Origin of the sequence: Mesorhizobium sp. B2-3-7, assembly GCF_006442695.1 — a bacterium.
Classification (GTDB): domain Bacteria; phylum Pseudomonadota; class Alphaproteobacteria; order Rhizobiales; family Rhizobiaceae; genus Mesorhizobium.
This window is the reverse complement of sequence record NZ_VFVV01000006.1, coordinates 137,473-153,093: the sequence shown is the minus strand read 5'-3', so window position 1 is coordinate 153,093 and position 15,621 is coordinate 137,473. Positions and strand designations below refer to the sequence as shown.

General features: G+C 63.0%; 15 protein-coding genes and 1 other RNA gene. 10 read left to right on the top strand and 6 right to left on the bottom strand.

Translation table 11 applies throughout. The features are described 5' to 3' along the window. Positions 1-5: 5 nt before the first annotated feature. The 3 genes from modA to FJ940_RS13745 form a co-directional block, all read right to left on the bottom strand. Positions 6-800, bottom strand: a complete 795-nt coding sequence (gene modA / locus FJ940_RS13755; protein WP_140564223.1) for a molybdate ABC transporter substrate-binding protein — start codon at positions 798-800, stop codon at positions 6-8. A gap of 732 nt (positions 801-1,532) precedes the next feature. After that, positions 1,533-2,327 carry a thymidylate synthase gene (locus tag FJ940_RS13750; protein WP_140580061.1) on the bottom strand — a complete coding sequence of 265 codons (795 nt, stop codon included), beginning with the start codon at positions 2,325-2,327 and terminating at the stop codon, positions 1,533-1,535. A 302-nt stretch (positions 2,328-2,629) separates the two neighbouring features. Continuing rightward, on the bottom strand, positions 2,630-2,941 hold the full coding sequence (locus tag FJ940_RS13745) for a DUF2853 family protein (protein ID WP_140495320.1): 312 nt from the start codon (positions 2,939-2,941) through the stop codon (positions 2,630-2,632). Positions 2,942-3,109: 168 nt separating this feature from the next. Between FJ940_RS13745 and ssrA the strand changes: the two genes are divergently transcribed. After that, positions 3,110-3,470: a transfer-messenger RNA gene (ssrA, locus tag FJ940_RS13740) on the top strand. 115 nt (positions 3,471-3,585) lie between these two features. Further along, positions 3,586-4,137 (top strand): AAA family ATPase, encoded by a 552-nt coding sequence (locus tag FJ940_RS13735; protein ID WP_140579985.1) that lies wholly within the window; start codon positions 3,586-3,588, stop codon positions 4,135-4,137. A gap of 64 nt (positions 4,138-4,201) precedes the next feature. On the opposite strand, the gene FJ940_RS13730 is transcribed toward FJ940_RS13735, so the two are convergent. Then, entirely contained in the window at positions 4,202-5,404 is a 1,203-nt protein-coding gene (locus tag FJ940_RS13730; RefSeq protein ID WP_140579986.1) for a multidrug effflux MFS transporter, read from the bottom strand. Between the two features lie 186 nt (positions 5,405-5,590). On the opposite strand from FJ940_RS13730, the gene FJ940_RS13725 reads away from it, so the two are divergent. From FJ940_RS13725 to FJ940_RS13710, 4 genes are all read left to right on the top strand, one after another. Then, on the top strand, positions 5,591-6,280 hold the full coding sequence (locus FJ940_RS13725; protein WP_140495314.1) for a TetR/AcrR family transcriptional regulator: 690 nt from the start codon (positions 5,591-5,593) through the stop codon (positions 6,278-6,280). Positions 6,281-6,425: 145 nt separating this feature from the next. Continuing rightward, entirely contained in the window at positions 6,426-6,959 is a 534-nt protein-coding gene (locus FJ940_RS13720) for an SspB family protein (RefSeq protein ID WP_140495312.1), read from the top strand. A gap of 18 nt (positions 6,960-6,977) precedes the next feature. Then, positions 6,978-7,175 carry a DUF4169 family protein gene (locus tag FJ940_RS13715; RefSeq protein WP_140656820.1) on the top strand — a complete coding sequence of 66 codons (198 nt, stop codon included), beginning with the start codon at positions 6,978-6,980 and terminating at the stop codon, positions 7,173-7,175. 7 nt (positions 7,176-7,182) lie between these two features. Then, a complete protein-coding gene (locus FJ940_RS13710; protein ID WP_140516531.1) occupies positions 7,183-7,404 on the top strand; it encodes a ribbon-helix-helix domain-containing protein in 222 nt (73 codons plus the stop codon). Positions 7,405-7,417: 13 nt separating this feature from the next. Here the strand turns inward: FJ940_RS13710 and FJ940_RS13705 are convergent, their stop codons facing one another. Then, complete coding sequence (locus tag FJ940_RS13705) at positions 7,418-9,211, bottom strand: chloride channel protein (RefSeq protein WP_140656819.1); 1,794 nt, start codon at positions 9,209-9,211, stop codon at positions 7,418-7,420. Between the two features lie 148 nt (positions 9,212-9,359). Here FJ940_RS13705 and FJ940_RS13700 point away from each other — a divergent pair, with 148 nt between their 5' ends. The 4 genes from FJ940_RS13700 to FJ940_RS13685 all read left to right on the top strand — a co-directional run bounded on the left by FJ940_RS13700 (position 9,360) and on the right by FJ940_RS13685 (position 11,583). Continuing rightward, positions 9,360-9,806: a MarR family winged helix-turn-helix transcriptional regulator gene (locus FJ940_RS13700; RefSeq protein WP_140495304.1), complete on the top strand. Its 447-nt coding sequence runs from the start codon at positions 9,360-9,362 to the stop codon at positions 9,804-9,806. A 38-nt stretch (positions 9,807-9,844) separates the two neighbouring features. Beyond that, positions 9,845-10,090: a DUF982 domain-containing protein gene (locus tag FJ940_RS13695; RefSeq protein WP_140495302.1), complete on the top strand. Its 246-nt coding sequence runs from the start codon at positions 9,845-9,847 to the stop codon at positions 10,088-10,090. A 266-nt stretch (positions 10,091-10,356) separates the two neighbouring features. After that, positions 10,357-10,662, top strand: a complete 306-nt coding sequence (locus tag FJ940_RS13690) for a hypothetical protein (RefSeq protein WP_140656817.1) — start codon at positions 10,357-10,359, stop codon at positions 10,660-10,662. A 33-nt stretch (positions 10,663-10,695) separates the two neighbouring features. Then, the gene (locus tag FJ940_RS13685; protein ID WP_140656816.1) at positions 10,696-11,583 is read left to right on the top strand and encodes a sigma-70 family RNA polymerase sigma factor; all 888 of its coding nucleotides are present in this window, start codon (positions 10,696-10,698) and stop codon (positions 11,581-11,583) included. Positions 11,584-11,676: 93 nt separating this feature from the next. Here the strand turns inward: FJ940_RS13685 and FJ940_RS13680 are convergent, their stop codons facing one another. Then, positions 11,677-15,546: an AsmA family protein gene (locus FJ940_RS13680; RefSeq protein WP_140656815.1), complete on the bottom strand. Its 3,870-nt coding sequence runs from the start codon at positions 15,544-15,546 to the stop codon at positions 11,677-11,679. Positions 15,547-15,621: the final 75 nt, after the last annotated feature.

Below are 15,621 nucleotides of genomic sequence, written 5' to 3'. Positions count from 1 at the left end.
CTATCCTAGTTGACGGGCGCAAGGACCGTGAAACCCTGCTCCTTGAATAGATCCGATGCCTTTGCCGTCCGCAGGCACTTCAGGAAGGCAGGCGTGTCCTTGTCCTTCGAATCAGCCGTTTGGGCAACCGGATAGATGATCGGCGGATGTGAATCCTCGGGGAAAACACCAACCACCTTGACGCCCTTTTCGGCATGCGCGTCCGTGGCATAGACGATGCCGAGAGCCGCTTCGCCCGTCGAGACCAGCTTGAGTGCCGCACGCACATTCTCGGCCTGCGCCACCTTGCCCTCGACCGAGGACCAGACGCCGAGCGATTCAAGCGCGGCCTTGCCGTATTTGCCAGCCGGCACAGCCTTGAGGTCGCCCATGGCGAGCTTGCCGTCGCCGACCAGCTTGGCCAGATCAAAACCCTTTTCGATCTTGGCTTCAACGCCCGAATCCTTCGGCGCCACCAGCACGATCTGGTTGCCGAGCAGCTTCACTTCGGTATCGGGCTTGGTCAGCTTCCTGTCGGAAAGATACTTCATCCAGTCGAGATCGGCCGAGATGAAGACGTCCGCCGGCGCGCCGCTTTCGATCTGCTTGGCGAGCGCCGAACTCGCCGCGTAGGAGATGGTCGCCGCTTCGCCGACATCTGCCGCGCAGGCCTTGTTGACCGCGTCGAGCGCGTCCTTGAGGCTGGCGGCCGCAAACACCACGACCTCGTCTTGCGCGCGCGCCGCCGGCACTGCTGCCGTCCACGCCGCCGCGAAGCCACCAATGGCGACCGCCGCCACTGCAAAACCGTTGCGCGTCATGAAACTCTCCCTGAGTTGACATTCGGCCTGCTCGAAGCCTGCCATCCGATATATCCGGATGAATATAACAAGGAAAGGTTTTTCGCCCAGCGTCGCCATTGAATGCGCGGCGTCATCGCGACCTGCGATAGACCAGCACGGATACAGCGAAAGGCAGACGAAGACGTCACAAGAAAATCGGCGCCCGTTGCCCTCGACGGAACCAAGGCTGAAATCTTCTAAAGCGCGTCGTTCCCCCAAAACCGCGGTCACTTTTGGGCGACATAGCTGTCGCCGCCGTGATCTATTGGGAGAGGCGAGACAATGTCTAAATGCAGATAAGTGTGTGTCGAAACGAGCCTTCCGGCGTCTTCACCATCCGCACTTTGCAGACATACCGCGTCTCGCTTGATATGGTGCTTGCGGGAAGGTCATTCCCCTCTGCGTCAGCGGGCTTGCAAGTCGCGCGGGGACAGTTTGGCAGCTTCGCAGCTGGATCGTCGCAGAACGGCTTCATGCTGTTGTTGATGCATTCACACCCGCACTCGGCAAATGCGTGGGCATTGAAAGCGAAGACAAAGACGAGCGCAAATACCGCTGCTGACAGTCGCATGGACGCCTCCCCCGGAAATCTCCTGGCCTGAGGGTAAGGTCGACCGATCTTGTCGAAAAGATATCAAAACGACGTACCGGCGAGGCACCACCATCGCCACGGCCTCGAGACATCAGGTCGGCAACGACTGCGCCGGCGGTTCAGACCGCGATCGGCGCCTTGATCGTCGCGTCGGCGACATAGTTTTCCAGCCGGAAATCCTCGAAGCGGAAGGCGAAGAGATTCTTCACTTCAGGGTTGATCCACATGGTCGGCAGCGTTCTTGGCGTGCGCCGCAGCTGCTCGCGCGCCTGCTCGAAATGATTCGAATAAAGATGCGCGTCACCGAGCGTATGGACGAAATCACCGGGCTTCAGGCCGGTCACCTGCGCCACCATCAGCGTCAGCAGGGCGTAGGAGGCGATGTTGAACGGCACGCCGAGGAAGATGTCGCCGGAACGCTGGTAAAGCTGGCAGGAAAGCCGGCCTTCCGAGACGTAGAACTGGAACAGGCAATGGCATGGCGGCAACGCCATCGCCTCCACCTCGGCCGGATTCCAGGCCGAAACGATCAGCCGCCGCGATTGAGGATTGCGGCGTATCTCTTTCACAAGATTGGTTATCTGATCGATCGACCCGCCATGGCCGTCCGGCCAGGAACGCCACTGCTTGCCATAGACGGGACCAAGGTCGCCATTCTCGTCAGCCCATTCGTCCCAGATGGAAACGCCATGGTCGGTCAGATATTTGATATTGGTTTCGCCGGCCAGGAACCACAAAAGCTCATGAATGATCGATTTCAGGTGCAGCTTCTTGGTGGTGGTGACGGGAAAGCCGCGCGCCAGATCGAAGCGCATCTGGTAGCCGAACACGGAGCGCGTGCCCGTGCCCGTGCGGTCGCCGCGGTCGGCGCCATGATCCAGCACGTGCTGCAGAAGGTCGAGATACTGGCGCATCGGTCCGGCTCGATTCGATTGTGCGAGCATTATAGCTGCTAGACAGGCGGCCGAACACATCAAAACGGCGCAGGCGACGCTTGCCTCATCACTGTTCGGCGTCTGCGCCGACATCCAAGCAAACTGGCCGCAGCCTCGGTGTCCGTCTTGCAACGCCGGCAATTGGCGAAACCATCGGTGACAGCATTCCTCTCCCCGTCTCTATACGGGGAGAAGATGGCGGCAGCCAGATGAGGGGCAGCACAAGCCGTGCCCGTTACAAACCAGCGGCGCGCTTCAGCAGCCGCGCGAGCACGGAATTCTCAGAGCGAACCGAGCTTTCCCAGGTCCTTGGCAACGAGGTAGTAAAAAGTTACCCGATTCTTGGTGTTGTCTGCGGCCATCGCCTTGCAGGTCTTCTCGATCGCAGCATCTGCCTTCGCCGCATCGGCGACGCCGAGCTTCTTGCCGACCCAGTTTTCCCGGACGCGCTCGAGTTCTTTGGGATCGGTACAGGACACCAGCGAGGAATCGCGGTTCCTGAGCGCGATGCCCAGATGCTTGACGATCTTCTCGACAATTTCGGCACTTGCCGCGGCGTCGTATTTCTTCACGTCTGCAAGATAGTCGGCCATCAAAATTCCCCTCGTCGGCGCCACGGATCCGATCGATGAGGGCTGTGGCGCGCTCCGCAACTCGTGCGCTCGGTCGGTAACTCCTCACCGCGGCAAAGCTTCGGTTGAGACCGTTCCCAAGTCAACCCTGCCGCGTCGCATTTTGACACAGGGACAAAGCACCATTGCGGTCTTTCATTTCTGGCGACGGACCCTTATATTCGCTTCGTCGGCTTGACCGACTATGGCGATAAACTGGCGATGAAATAAGCCGTTCGGACCCGGGGGCGGTACCCGGCGCCTCCACCAAAAACCGCTCTGGAAGACGGAGCGGCTTTTGCTGGGGGCGAAATAGGATCGACGAAGGTGTAAAGATCGTACTTTTGCCCGGCATTGTACCACCGTCATCGGGCTAAACTTATAGTTGCCAACGACAACTATGCGGAAGCACGTCTCGCTGCTTAATGCAGTGCGATAGCTTCAAATCAAGCCCTAGGGGTTCGCACTTCTAGGCGGGGTTCGGAGGTACCTGGCAACAGAAACCTCCACTTCTCCCCTTTTTCATCTGCATCACGCGCAACGGCAGGCTCGCGCCGGCCAGACTTCGCTCGGCCCATGGGAGGCGACGCAGTGGAGCCGCGTGCCTCCTTCGCCATGGGCAAAGAATGCAAAACAATTCCGACCGATTCTTCGTGCTGACAGGCGGTCCGGGCTCCGGCAAGACCACCCTGATCGAAGCCTTGCGCCGTGCAGGGTTCGCCACCTCGGTCGAGGCCGGACGCGGCATCATTCGCGACCAGTCCGCCATTGGCGGCCCCGCCTTGCCGTGGAGCGATCGCGCATTGTTTGCCGAGTTGATGCTGTCGTGGGAGATGCGCTCCTACCGAGCTGCGATCGAACAGGAAGGACCGGTCTTCTTCGATCGTGGCGTGCCCGACACGCTGGGCTATCTCCGCCTCTGCGGCCTGCCGGTTCCCGATCACGTCGGCATCGCAGCGAAGCGTTGCCGCTACAACCCTCGTGTCTTCGTTGCCCCGCCCTGGCCCGAAATCTTCACGCAGGATGAAGAGCGCAAGCAAACGCTCGACGAAGCCGAGCGTACCTGTCACGCGCTGGTCGGCGTCTATGCCGAACTCGGTTATGAACTGGTACGGCTGCCCCTGGCGCCTGTCGAGACACGGCTGCGCTTCATGCTGGACGAAACGGGATTGGCATGAAAAAGGCCGGGATCGGCCCGGCCTCTTTCAATTTCCCAGCCTCTTTCAATTTATTGGCGATTGCCTACTCCGCCGGCGCTTCAACCGCGCGCGAACGGCCGAGGGTGATCTTGGCCAACGTGAAGGAGATCACCGCGCAGAGCGTGATACCGGCGACCATCGGCAACGGTGTGCCATCGAAGAAGATGCCGGCGACACCCATGGCGAGCGCACCGATGGCGAAGTGCAGCGTGCCCATCAGCGCCGAAGCCGTGCCGGCGATCTCGCCATGCTCCTCCATGGCCAATACCGAGGTGGTCGGAATGACCAGACCGAGAAAGCCATAGCCGACGAACAGCAGCGCCGCCATCACATCCAGCCGGTCCACACCGGAAGCCATGACAGCGAACAGTGCCACCATCGTCGTGGCGTAGCCGGTCACCGCCACCCACACCACCCGCTTGAGCCCGAAACGCTCGGAAAGCAGGCCGGTGAGCTGCGACATGCCGATGAAGGCGACGGCATTGATCGAGAAGAACACGCTATAGACCGAAGGCGACAGGCCGTAATGGTCGATCAGGATGAAGGACGAGCTCGACAGATAGACGAAGAAGCTCGCAATGCCGAAGCCCGCGATCGCCACCAGGCCGAGGAAATTGCGGTCCCCCATCAGGAAACGGTAGCCTGAAAGGGCGGTGCCAAAGGAAGAACCGGCGCGTTCTTCAGCCGGCCGCGTCTCCTTGAGCGAGGTCGCGAGCAGGATGGTTGCTAGCACCGCTGCGGCCGTAACGGTCCAGAACACGGCGCGCCAACCGAAACTCTCGATGATCTGGCTGCCGGTCAGCGGCGCCAGGATCGGCGATACCGAGAACACCAGCATCAGCAACGACATCAGCTTGGCGGCTTCGTTGCCAGTGTGCAGGTCGCGCACGATCGCGCGCGGAATGGCCATGCCGGCGCTGGCGCCAAGGCCCTGCAGGAAACGGAAGGCGATCAGCCATTCGATCGTCGGCGCCAATGCCGAACCGACGCCGCCGACCATGAACAGCGCAAGACCGCCATAGAGCGGCAGCTTGCGTCCGACCATATCGGAGATTGGCCCGACGACGATCTGGCCGAAGCCCATCGACAGGAAGAAGATCAAAAGGCTCATCTGCACGGCTGCGGTGCCGGCGTTGAGATCCGCGCCGATCGAGGGCAATGCGGGCAGATACATATCGATGGCGAAGGGCCCGATGGCGGACAACAGGCCGAGCACGACCGCGATGCGGAGGAATTTGGGACTCATGATGTTGGCTTCTTTCGAATCTGGTTGCCGCCGCAAGGCGACGTCTGACCCCAGGACGTTCGATCCCGTGGGATTCCGACTCTCCGAGAGCGAATTATTCGCCTGTCCAGAGGTGAACCCCTTATACCGTGTCCACAAATTTAGACAGTCTTGTCTAAATCGTCAATCACCTCTATATAGATTTTCATGAGACCGGGCGTTTCTCCTGACAGTTTCCCGCCACGCAGCCACGAGGCCAAGCGCATCTCGGTGGTCGACGCCGCCGCTTCCGTGTTCTGCCGCGAGGGCTTTGCTGGCGCCAATATCGACCTGATCGCCGCCGAGGCGGGTGTATCGCGCCAGACCGTCTACAACCACCATGGCGACAAGGAAAAGCTCTTCATCGCCGTAGTCCGCGATCTCACCGAGCGCTGCAATGCCGGCATCTTCGCCACCATCGCCACGTTCCCGGACCAGCCGAGGGATCTGGAAGCGGATCTGATCGGCTTTGCCGTGCGCCTGAACCAGAACTGCATCTGCAACCGCGACGGAAAATTCCTGCGCAAGCTGATCCAGACCGAAGGCGAGCGCTACCCCGAACTGTTCGCCGAATGGCGCGAACAGGGTCCTGGCAGGACATGGCCGGCAATCGCCGCCCGCTTCGCCCGCCTTGCCTATGGCGGTTACCTCGCGATCGACGACCCCGACGTCGCGGCGCGGCAGTTCCTCGGCCTCGTCAATGCTGAATTGCAGACGACCTTCATGCTCGGCGGCACCCCGGCCGAGGACGAGGTCGTGCAATCGGCGACAAATGGCGTGCGCACCTTCCTGCGCGCTTTCGGCAAGCGCCCCTCCCCGACCAGCGTCAAGAAACACGCCGCGCTTGCCAACGCGTGACATTTGCGGGTGACGCAAGCCGGCTTCCGCGATCAAATCTCGGCAATCGTCCTCGCTTCCTCGCGGCGGCGGTCTATATGCGGTTTACGCCGCGCTCAAGCTTGATTACAGCTATGCGGACGATTCAACGGAACCCGACCGCCACATGGCCGACGACCACATCCGCTATGACATTCTGGCCCAGGAGGCGTTGCGCGGCGTCATGCGCAAGGTCCTGGCCGAGGTCGCGCGCACCGGCCTCCCCGGCAACCATCATTTCTTCATCACCTTCCTGACCGGCGCGCCGGGCGTGCGCGTGTCTTCGCGGCTGCGCGAGCGCTATCCGGAGCAGATGACCATCGTCATCCAGTTCCAGTATTGGGACCTGAAGGTCACCGAGACCGGTTTCGAGGTCGGGCTCTCCTTCTCGGACGTGCCGGAAAAACTCGAAATCCCGTTCTCGGCGGTGCGCGGCTTCTACGATCCGTCGGTTAACTTCGAACTCGAATTCGACGTCAAGACCGAAGGCCAGTCAGATGACGAGCCAGCTTCCCAGCCGGCGTCCGAACCGCTCGCCATCGTCTCCGAGAAAAAGCCGAAGGCGGAGAAGAAGGCCGCCGAACCCGAGAAGAAGGCGGCCGATGCCGATGCCGCCAAGGGCGCCGAAGTCGTCTCGCTCGACGCCTTCCGCAAGAAATAAGCCTTCGGGTCGCGCGTTATGGCCGACATCGTCAATCTGCGCCAGGCTCGCAAGCAGAAGGCAAGGCTGGAGAAGGAACGCACGGCCAGCCAGAACCGCGCCCTGTACGGCCGCTCCGGGGCAGAGAAGGAACGCGACCGCCTGGTTGCCCAGAAGGCCGAGGCTTTCGTCGCAGGCCATCGGCGTCAACCGCCGCGCGATCCGGACCCCAAATGAGCTTCAGATGAGCCCGGTCGAAAAACGCTCGGTGACGATCCGTGGCCACCGCACCAGCTATTCGCTCGAAAAGCCGTTTTTTGACGACCTTGTCGCCATCGCCGTCGCGCGCAATCTGCCCCTTGCCGCGCTGGTCGCGGAAGTCGACGAAAACCGGCCGCGCGACACCAATTTGTCCTCGGCGCTCCGGATCCATGTACTGGCCTGGGCGAAGCGCGGCCGCGCCTGATGCCGGGACGCCGTCAGGCAGCGCCTTCCTGTTTCCCGCGGCGGGTGCCGAACCCCAGCAGGGCCGTGCGATCGCGCTCCTCCGCCTGCTTCCTGGATCTGACGCGCATCAGGTCCTTCCAGCCGACGTAACCGACCAGCGTTCCGTCGTCGCGTGCCACGACCGGCAGATGCGACACGTTGGCCATCAGGAGCTTGTCCGACAGGCCTTCCAGATATTCATCGGGATAGGCAAGCGTCACCTTGCTGCCGGCCAGTAATTCGCCGAGCGTCGTCGTCCGGTGCTTGCCGGCACGCCGCCAGCGCAGGATCGCCGGTGGATCGATGAGTCCGAGCACCTGCCTGTTGCCGTCAATGACCGGGAAGCTCGGATGACGCGTCTCCGGCGCGGTCAGGAATGCCGCTGCACCATGCAGCGTCATCGTCGCCGGCACGCTCTGGACCTGCGTGGTCATCACTTCATGCACCCTGGTCAGCGCGAACGGATCGACCCGATATTCGCGCACCAGATGATGCCCTCGCCTGGCGATCTTCTCGGTCAGGATGGAACGTTTCATCAAAAGCACCGTCACCGCATGGGCGGCGGCGCAGGCCGCGATCAGCGGCACCAGCACATGCGTGTTGCCGGTCAATTCGACCGCGAAGAAGGTCGCCGTCAGCGGCGCGCGCATCGTGCCACCCATGGTCGCCGCCATCGCCAGCAGCGCCCAGAAGCCGGGATCGGCCGCCGGCAGGAAGCCGGCGAGCACCGCGCCCATCGCGCCGCCCATGATCAGCAGCGGCGCCAGCACGCCGCCCGACGTTCCCGAGCCCAACGCCACGGACCAGATGACGGCTTTCACCACCAACAACAGGAGTGCCGCCGTCGCGATCGTACGGCCGTCCAGCATGCTGGATATGTTGTCGTAGCCGACGCCGAGCGCCTGCGGCTCGATCAGGCCGCCAATGCCGACGACGAGGCCGCCGAGCATCGGCCACCACATCCAGTGGATCGGCAGCTTCTGGAAACCGTCCTCGCAGGCATAGACCATCTGCGTCAGCAAGGCAGACAGGAGGCCGGCGGCAACGCCGATCAGGACCCAGCCGCCAAGACCGGCAAAGGAAATCGCCATGCCGCCCTGAAACGGAAAGATCGGTCCCGGCATGTGCAGCATGGTGCGCTCGACCTCCGCCACGATGGCAGCCACCGCCACCGGAATGAAGCTGCGCGGCGTCCACTCGAACAGAAGCAGCTCCACCGCCAGCATGATGGCGGCGATCGGCGTTCCGAACACGGTGGTCATGCCCGCGGCGGCGCCCGCCACCAGCAGCGTCTTGCGCTCATTGTCGCTGACCGGCAGCATCTGCGCGATCAGCGAGCCGATGGCGCCGCCGGTCATGATAATTGGGCCCTCGGCGCCGAACGGTCCACCGGAGCCGATCGAGATCGCCGACGACAGCGGCTTCAGCACTGCGACCTTGGCGTCCAGCCGCGAGCGCCCGAGCAGGATCGCTTCGATCGCTTCTGGAATGCCGTGGCCACGGATTTTCTCGCTGCCGTAGCGCGCCATCAGGCCGATAATGAGTGCGCCGATCACCGGCACGGCGACGGCGGCATAGCCAAGCGGCGTGTCCTCCAGCCTCAGATCGGCGAGCGTGAATTGACCGAAATAGGCGACGTTGGTGGCGAGCCGGATCAATTTCAGCAGGATGATGCCGGCAAACAGCCCGGCCGTCGCCACCACCACCGCGATGCCCGCGATCAGCAACACCCTGGCGTCGGTGGTGAAATCGCGCAGATGTCCGGGACTGCCCTGTTCGGTCTTCATTGCCTGCCTGCTTTCCGTGGCGTGTCGCTGTTGGAGGATCGGCAAACCGTCAAAACGGCTTTGCCGGCGGCTATGTATCGTAATACGATATAAATATTCAAGCGGGCCTGGCCCGAAATCGTTTGAGCTTTGGCCGGAATGACAACACATGTCTGATATGTCGCATCCGAAAGAACCCCGCCCCGCCATCAGCCAGGCCGACTACCAGCGGCTGTCGGAGTTCCGCTATCTGATCCGCCGCTTCCTGGAATTCAGCCAGCTACAGGCCGAAGACGCCGGTCTGACGCCGCGCCAACATCAGGCACTGCTCGCCATAAAGGGTTTTCCCGGCGGAGGCCCGGTAGCTATCGGCGACCTCGCCGAACGCTTGCGCATCCGCCATCATAGCGCCGTCGAACTGGTCAACCGCCTGTGCGAGGCCGGGCTGATCGTCAGAGATCAGGACAAGGAGGACCAGCGCAAGGTGCTGCTGCAACTGACCGAGCGGGCCGATGCCTGCCTCGCCGACTTGTCGGCCGTGCATCTCGACGAGCTTTCGCGCATCGAACCCATGCTGAGGAGCGTGCTCGCCCGAAAGGACCGCGACACGCTCTAGAGATAAGTTTCGCAACCTAGCTGAATGGAGGCTATGCCATGTACAACATCTGGTTTTCCAAGGCAGTCCCGGTTTCCACAGGCGTTACTGGCGACGTTCGAAATCTGTCCAATGCCGAACAAGCTCTCGACCTTCTCACCAATCACTGGCGCGATGCGGGAAGCATCAAGCATAAGGCTGCGCTGCGGGCGTGCCGGCAGGCCATGAACGGCGGCGTATCGGCCGATACCGCCAGGGATGCTTTTGTCGAAGCCGCGAGGGAAGCGCGCATTCTGGTCGAATAACTGCCGCGCATGGCCTGGGCGTTGTTGGCCCAACCACAGGCCCGACATACCGTCCTCGATCGACGGTGAGCGCACGATGAGATCGCGACAGCCGTCAGCAACGCGCCGTCGTCCATTCAACTTTTGCGAAGCCCGGCTACCATCGGGAAGATGGGACATAAGGGGCCGCATAAAAAAATTCCGGAAACCCCGAATCCTTTGGCTCCGCCGCTTCGTCTCGGACATGAGCGACCTGCAAGGTGCAGGCCGGCAAAGGAACAGACAAGATGAAACACCATTTGATACGTTACAGGACCAAACCGGAGCTGGTCGACGAGAACGAGCGGCTGGTCAAGGCCGTGTTCCAGGAATTGCGGGATAAATCGCCCGAACGGTTTCGCTACATGACATGGCGGTCCGGCGACGGTACCTTCTTCCATCTGGTCGAGGCGGCAACCGAGGAGCAGGCCGGCACCCTTCCGGGGCTAGCGGCATTCGCGACTTTTCAGAACGGCATCAGGGATCGCTGCATCGAGCCTCCGCATCGCGAGGCGATGACGGTAGTAGGCAGTTACCGGATGCTGGACCAGTAGGCGCGATCAAGCGATGTAGAGAACGACGGGCGTATGAACATCCTCATTCCTGGCGAGCACCGCGCGCTCATCGAACGCCTGTTTGGGGAGTTGCGCCCAAAGCTGCACCGCTATTGCGCGCGCATGACGGGTTCCGTCTTTGACGGCGAGGACGTGTTGCAGGAAGCGCTGGCCAAGGCGTTCGAGGCTTTGCCGAACGCCGGCCAGATCGCAAATCCGGAGGGCTGGCTGTTCCGCATCGCGCACAACACGGCACTCGATTTTCTGCGCCGGCGAGCCCGCGAAAAGGCCTTTTCCGATGAGGATCCGGACATGATCGTCGACCCGGCCAACGCCACCTTCGACCGTCAGGCCGCTGCCGCCGGCCTGCACACCTTCATGCGCCTGCCCGTCGCGCAGCGCAGCAGCGTCATCATGATGGACGTTCTGGGTTATTCGCTGCAAGAGATCAGCGCCGCGCTGGACACCAGCGTCCCGGCCGTCAAGGCGGCGCTGCATCGTGGCCGCGGCCGCTTGCGCCAGCTCGCCGCCGAGCCCGAGGATCGGCCGGTTCCCAGGCTAGGCGTCTCCGAACGCCTGTTGCTCGAAGCCTATATCGATCGCTTCAACGCCCGTGATTTCGACGCCGTGCGCGACATGCTCGCCGATGAAGTTCGCCTGGAGCTGGTGGCCAGGACGCGGTTTACCGGACCCAAGGAAGTGGCTACCTATTTCCACAACTATTCCCGCCTCCGCGATTGGCGTTTCGTGCCGGGATTCGTCGAGGACAGGCCGGTGGTCCTCGTTCACGACGGCAACGACCCGGCTGCGCGACCAGCCTATTTCATCCTGCTGGTCTGGCAGGAGGGCAAGCTTGCCGCCATCCGCGATTTTCGTCACGCCCGCTACGTCGCCGACAGCGCCGAACTGCTCGTTCTTTGAACGATCGAGGGAAATCCCTGCCTACTACCCTACTACCCTACTACCCTACTACCCTACTACCCTACTACCCTACTACCCTACCACCCTACTGCCCTACTGCAAAGACTTCAGCAAATTGTCGATCGTAGACGGATTGAACTGCGGTTTGGCCGGAGGCGGATTGTCGTTGGCCACCGGCGGCGGCGCCCGTTCCGGGTTCGGCGCCTGCTCGGCGCCCTTGCGCTCTGCTTCCAGCCTTGCCTTCTCCTGCGAGGCGGTCCGCATCGCCTCCTCGGCCTTTGCCTTGGCATCCGCCTCGGCTTTGGCCTTTGCCTCGGCATCCGCTTTGGCCCTGGCCTCTGCTTCGGCCCGCGCCTGAGCTTCCGCCTCGGCTTTCGCCTTGGCGTCGGCCTCGGCCTTCAGCCGCGCCGCCTCCTCCTGCTGTCGCAGTTCCTCGGCCGCCTTGTCGCGCTGGTCCTGCAACGCAGCGTAGTAGCGCACCTCGCGCCGCAGCCGCTGCTTCTCCAGCAACGCGGCCTGCATCGCCTCGACCCGCTGCTGCTCCTTCTCGAGCGCGCGCTGGGTCAGGAACTGCGCCAGCGGTTCGCTGTCGAACTGCCGTTTGACGGCGCCGAACGGCCCCTCGACGCTGAAATTCATCGCCGGTTCGGAACCGACGAGCGCTTCGTCGCCGGGCCGGTAGGTGACCGCGCCCTTGGCGGAGACCGTATCGGCATTGAGGTCCGCCGTGATGTCGGCGGACAAGGTCGCCGAAGGATTTTCGAGGCTGATCGGCGGCGCTCGCAGCGTGCCACCTGCAATGGTGAAGGCGATGTCGGTATCCTTTGCCGCGAAACTGCCATCTGCCGCGATAGCGGGCGCGAAGCCGGCGGTCTTGGCTGCATCGATATCGCGGCCGATCGCGTCCGCCTTGGCGAGGAAGGTGCTGAACGCATTGGGATTGACGCCGGCGACCGTGACGCCCTTCAGCGCCGCCGTGCCCGAACCCGACAGAGCGGCGATCATCGCGTCGACCGATTTGCCGCTTGTCGAAAACGCCGCGGAGACATCCCCCTTGCCGCCGATGCCGGCATCCGGCAGCACGGCTGGCAGATCGGCGTCCGCGAGCTTCATCTGGCCGGTGAAAAGCCCAGTGCCGTCATTGTTTTTCAATTCGAACAGGCCGGTCAGCGCACCGCCAAGGAATTTCGCCTTGAGATCGGACACGCGGATGCCTTCCTGGTCGAGCTTCAGCGACAAGGCCGCGTCATAGGCGGTCGCGAATGGCCCTGCGGCAAGGGAAGCCGTGGTCAAGTCGAGATCGGCCGTGAATGGAAGGCTGGATTTCTGGCTGAACGGGGCCGACGGCCACACACCGCCTTTATTGTCTCCGCTCTTGTCCGTGAACGCGGAATCGCCGAACAGCGCCACCGCCATCGGGTCCAGATCAAGTTCGTCGAGCGCCAGCGAGCCGGCCAGATGCGGCACGCCATCCTTGCCGTCAATCCCCTCCTTGACGTCGATGTTCACGTCACCCGACACCGCAGCTTCGTTGATGGCGGCGTTGAGGCCGGAGAGCACCAGTAGGCCGTTGCCGTAATCGGCCTGCGCGGTGAGCGACGTCGACGTGCCTGTCCCCATGCCCGGCAGGCCTATGCCCGATGTCATCAGCCAGGGCTCGATGTCGGCCGCATCGAGGCTGACCTTGCCCTTCGCGACCGGACCTTGGGGCGTGTCGGCTACGGTGCCGTCGAAACCGGCGTTGAAGTCGTTGCCGGCAAGGCTGAAGCTCGTCGCAAGGCCGCCGCCCAGCGTGCCCTTGGCCTGGATGTCGGTGCTTGCCTCGCCGAGCATGCCGAGCGGCAGCGCCGGCAAGCCGTAAAGTGCCAGCAGCGCTGTGGCGTCGGGGTTCCTGGCATTGAAGGTCAGCGCCACAGGCGCTTCAAGAAGCTTGTCGACCGCTCCCTTCCCCGACAGCGAGGCGGAAAAGGACGATCCGCCGGCCTTGCCTTGCCCGCTCACAGCAAGCCCCGTTGTGCCGTCGCCATTGTCGGCGGCACTCACCACAAGATCGACGCGTGAATCCTGGAACAGGTCGGGATAGGCTGCGGCGCGGCTAGCCAGTCCCTTGAGCACGGCGTTGTCGGCATAGTGCTGCGCCGCCACGTCGATCAGCGGCTTCAGGTCGACGGCGACGACGGAGGCGTCAAGCTTGCCGGTCGGGCTCGCCGGAAAATCCTTGATCCGGCCTGTGGCGCTGATCGACGCGCCAGCCAGCCCGCCCACCGACAGCCGGTCGATCTCAAGCAGCCCGTCGCGCAGCCTGAGCGCGGTGTCGACCGTATCGGCGGTCAAGCCTCCGGCGCTGACCGGTCCCGCCTTGATCTGGAAATCGAGGTCGCGGTCGGCAAATCGGTTGGCGCCCTTGTCGCTGATGAAGATCGAGGCGAAGGCCGCCAGCCCGTCGACATCGAGATCGCCGCCTTCCAGCCGCATCAGCACCGAGGGCCTGGCATCGTCGGGCTGGCTGGAATCGATGCGGCCGGAAAACGTCGCCTTGCCCAGGACCAGTTCGAGATCGCTGAAGGCCTGGCGCTTTTCGGAGAGATCGACCTTGGCCCGGAAGCCGGCGGCGGGCAGACGCCGGATCGCCTCGTCGACGTCCTTCGACAACCAGGCAGCGAAGCCGGAAGGCTGCGCCACCGCCAGCAGCAGCGAACCGGTGAAGCCGAAATGGTTCTCGACGCTGAGCAGGCCGTCGGCCTCCAGCGTGGCGCGGCCGGGCAGTGTCGCGGCGAGCGATTTCACCGACCAGCCGCCATCGACCGGCTCGGCGGAAAGATGAACGTCGCGAACCGTGGTGTCACCGGCCACCACGGCCGGCAACCTGACCTCGACCGTTCCGGGAATGGTCGGCTTAGGCAGGTCGAGCAAGGCCTGTTCCAGTCCGGCAATGCGCTGATCCAGTGTCAGGCCGGCGCCTGCCGCACCCACGGCCTCGTCGAACTGCACCTGCGCGCCATTGGCCTCGATGGCGAAGCTCGGCTTCTGGCCGAGATCGATCGAGGCCTTGCCGTCGGCGGTATAGGGATTGTCGAGGGGTCCGGTCTCGAAGCGGAATTCATCGATGCCGAGCTTCTGGTGATCGAGCGCGAACTTGCCGTTAACCCGAAAGCCGGGATTGGACTTGCCGGTGCCGACCTTCACCGTCTCGCCATCGGTGCCCCGCAACTGGGCTGAGTTCTTATCGGCGCCGGAAATCTTGAACTGTCCGGAGTAGATGGCGGCGCCGTTGACGATGCCGGCATTGCCGTCAGTTTCGATGACCAGCGGATACGCGTCGGGATCGGCCTTGAGCCGAAACCGCATCTGGCCGTTGGCTTCGGCCTTGCCGGTAGTGGCGGCAACCGTCGTGCGCAGGCCGTCGAACCTCAACGTGCCATCCATGCGCCACGGGCCCGCCAGCGATTTGGCCGAAATGGTCGAATTGATCTCGGACATGGTGTGGCTGCGTCCGCCGGCGGCATGACGCAGCTCGATCTGCCCTTCCGTCACCGTCAGCTTCTCGATCGAGATCTGGTTGAGGTTGAAGGGCGAGGACGGCCGCATCGCCCAGTCGACGGTGCCATTGGCGGCGATGTCGATCGTCGCTTTCGGCCGCACCAGCCGCATGTCGAAAATCAGCACCTCGCCACGCAGGAACGGCGCCAGTTCCGCATCCATCGAAAACGTCTCGACGGTCATCGCCGGCTGGCCGGCGGGGCCGCCGGCAACGGCGACATTGGAGAAGGTTACCGACGGAAACGGCAACAAGCGCGCCGTGGCGTCGCCCTGCACGGTCACCTTGCGGCCGAGAATGGCGCTCGCTTCGCGCTCGAACTGCGCCCGATAGCCGGACCAGTCGACAAAATACGGCCCCACCAGCGCCGCGCACAGCACCAGCACGAACAGGCCACCAAAGATCACGAACAGGCGTGCGAGCATCAGTTCCGAACGGTTTGGTTGAAATCAGCCGCACTCTACCTGCATCCGCGTGTCGATAAAGAGGCAATTCGATCG

Coding starts and splice junctions, on each gene's coding strand:
- modA (WP_140564223.1), bottom strand. CDS start 800: ATGACGCGCAACGGTTTTGCAGTGGCGGCGGTCGCCATTGGTGGCTTC.
- FJ940_RS13750 (WP_140580061.1), bottom strand. CDS start 2,327: ATGCGCCAGTATCTCGACCTTCTGCAGCACGTGCTGGATCATGGCGCC.
- FJ940_RS13745 (WP_140495320.1), bottom strand. CDS start 2,941: ATGGCCGACTATCTTGCAGACGTGAAGAAATACGACGCCGCGGCAAGT.
- FJ940_RS13735 (WP_140579985.1), top strand. CDS start 3,586: ATGCAAAACAATTCCGACCGATTCTTCGTGCTGACAGGCGGTCCGGGC.
- FJ940_RS13730 (WP_140579986.1), bottom strand. CDS start 5,404: ATGAGTCCCAAATTCCTCCGCATCGCGGTCGTGCTCGGCCTGTTGTCC.
- FJ940_RS13725 (WP_140495314.1), top strand. CDS start 5,591: ATGAGACCGGGCGTTTCTCCTGACAGTTTCCCGCCACGCAGCCACGAG.
- FJ940_RS13720 (WP_140495312.1), top strand. CDS start 6,426: ATGGCCGACGACCACATCCGCTATGACATTCTGGCCCAGGAGGCGTTG.
- FJ940_RS13715 (WP_140656820.1), top strand. CDS start 6,978: ATGGCCGACATCGTCAATCTGCGCCAGGCTCGCAAGCAGAAGGCAAGG.
- FJ940_RS13710 (WP_140516531.1), top strand. CDS start 7,183: ATGAGCCCGGTCGAAAAACGCTCGGTGACGATCCGTGGCCACCGCACC.
- FJ940_RS13705 (WP_140656819.1), bottom strand. CDS start 9,211: ATGAAGACCGAACAGGGCAGTCCCGGACATCTGCGCGATTTCACCACC.
- FJ940_RS13700 (WP_140495304.1), top strand. CDS start 9,360: ATGTCTGATATGTCGCATCCGAAAGAACCCCGCCCCGCCATCAGCCAG.
- FJ940_RS13695 (WP_140495302.1), top strand. CDS start 9,845: ATGTACAACATCTGGTTTTCCAAGGCAGTCCCGGTTTCCACAGGCGTT.
- FJ940_RS13690 (WP_140656817.1), top strand. CDS start 10,357: ATGAAACACCATTTGATACGTTACAGGACCAAACCGGAGCTGGTCGAC.
- FJ940_RS13685 (WP_140656816.1), top strand. CDS start 10,696: ATGAACATCCTCATTCCTGGCGAGCACCGCGCGCTCATCGAACGCCTG.
- FJ940_RS13680 (WP_140656815.1), bottom strand. CDS start 15,546: ATGCTCGCACGCCTGTTCGTGATCTTTGGTGGCCTGTTCGTGCTGGTG.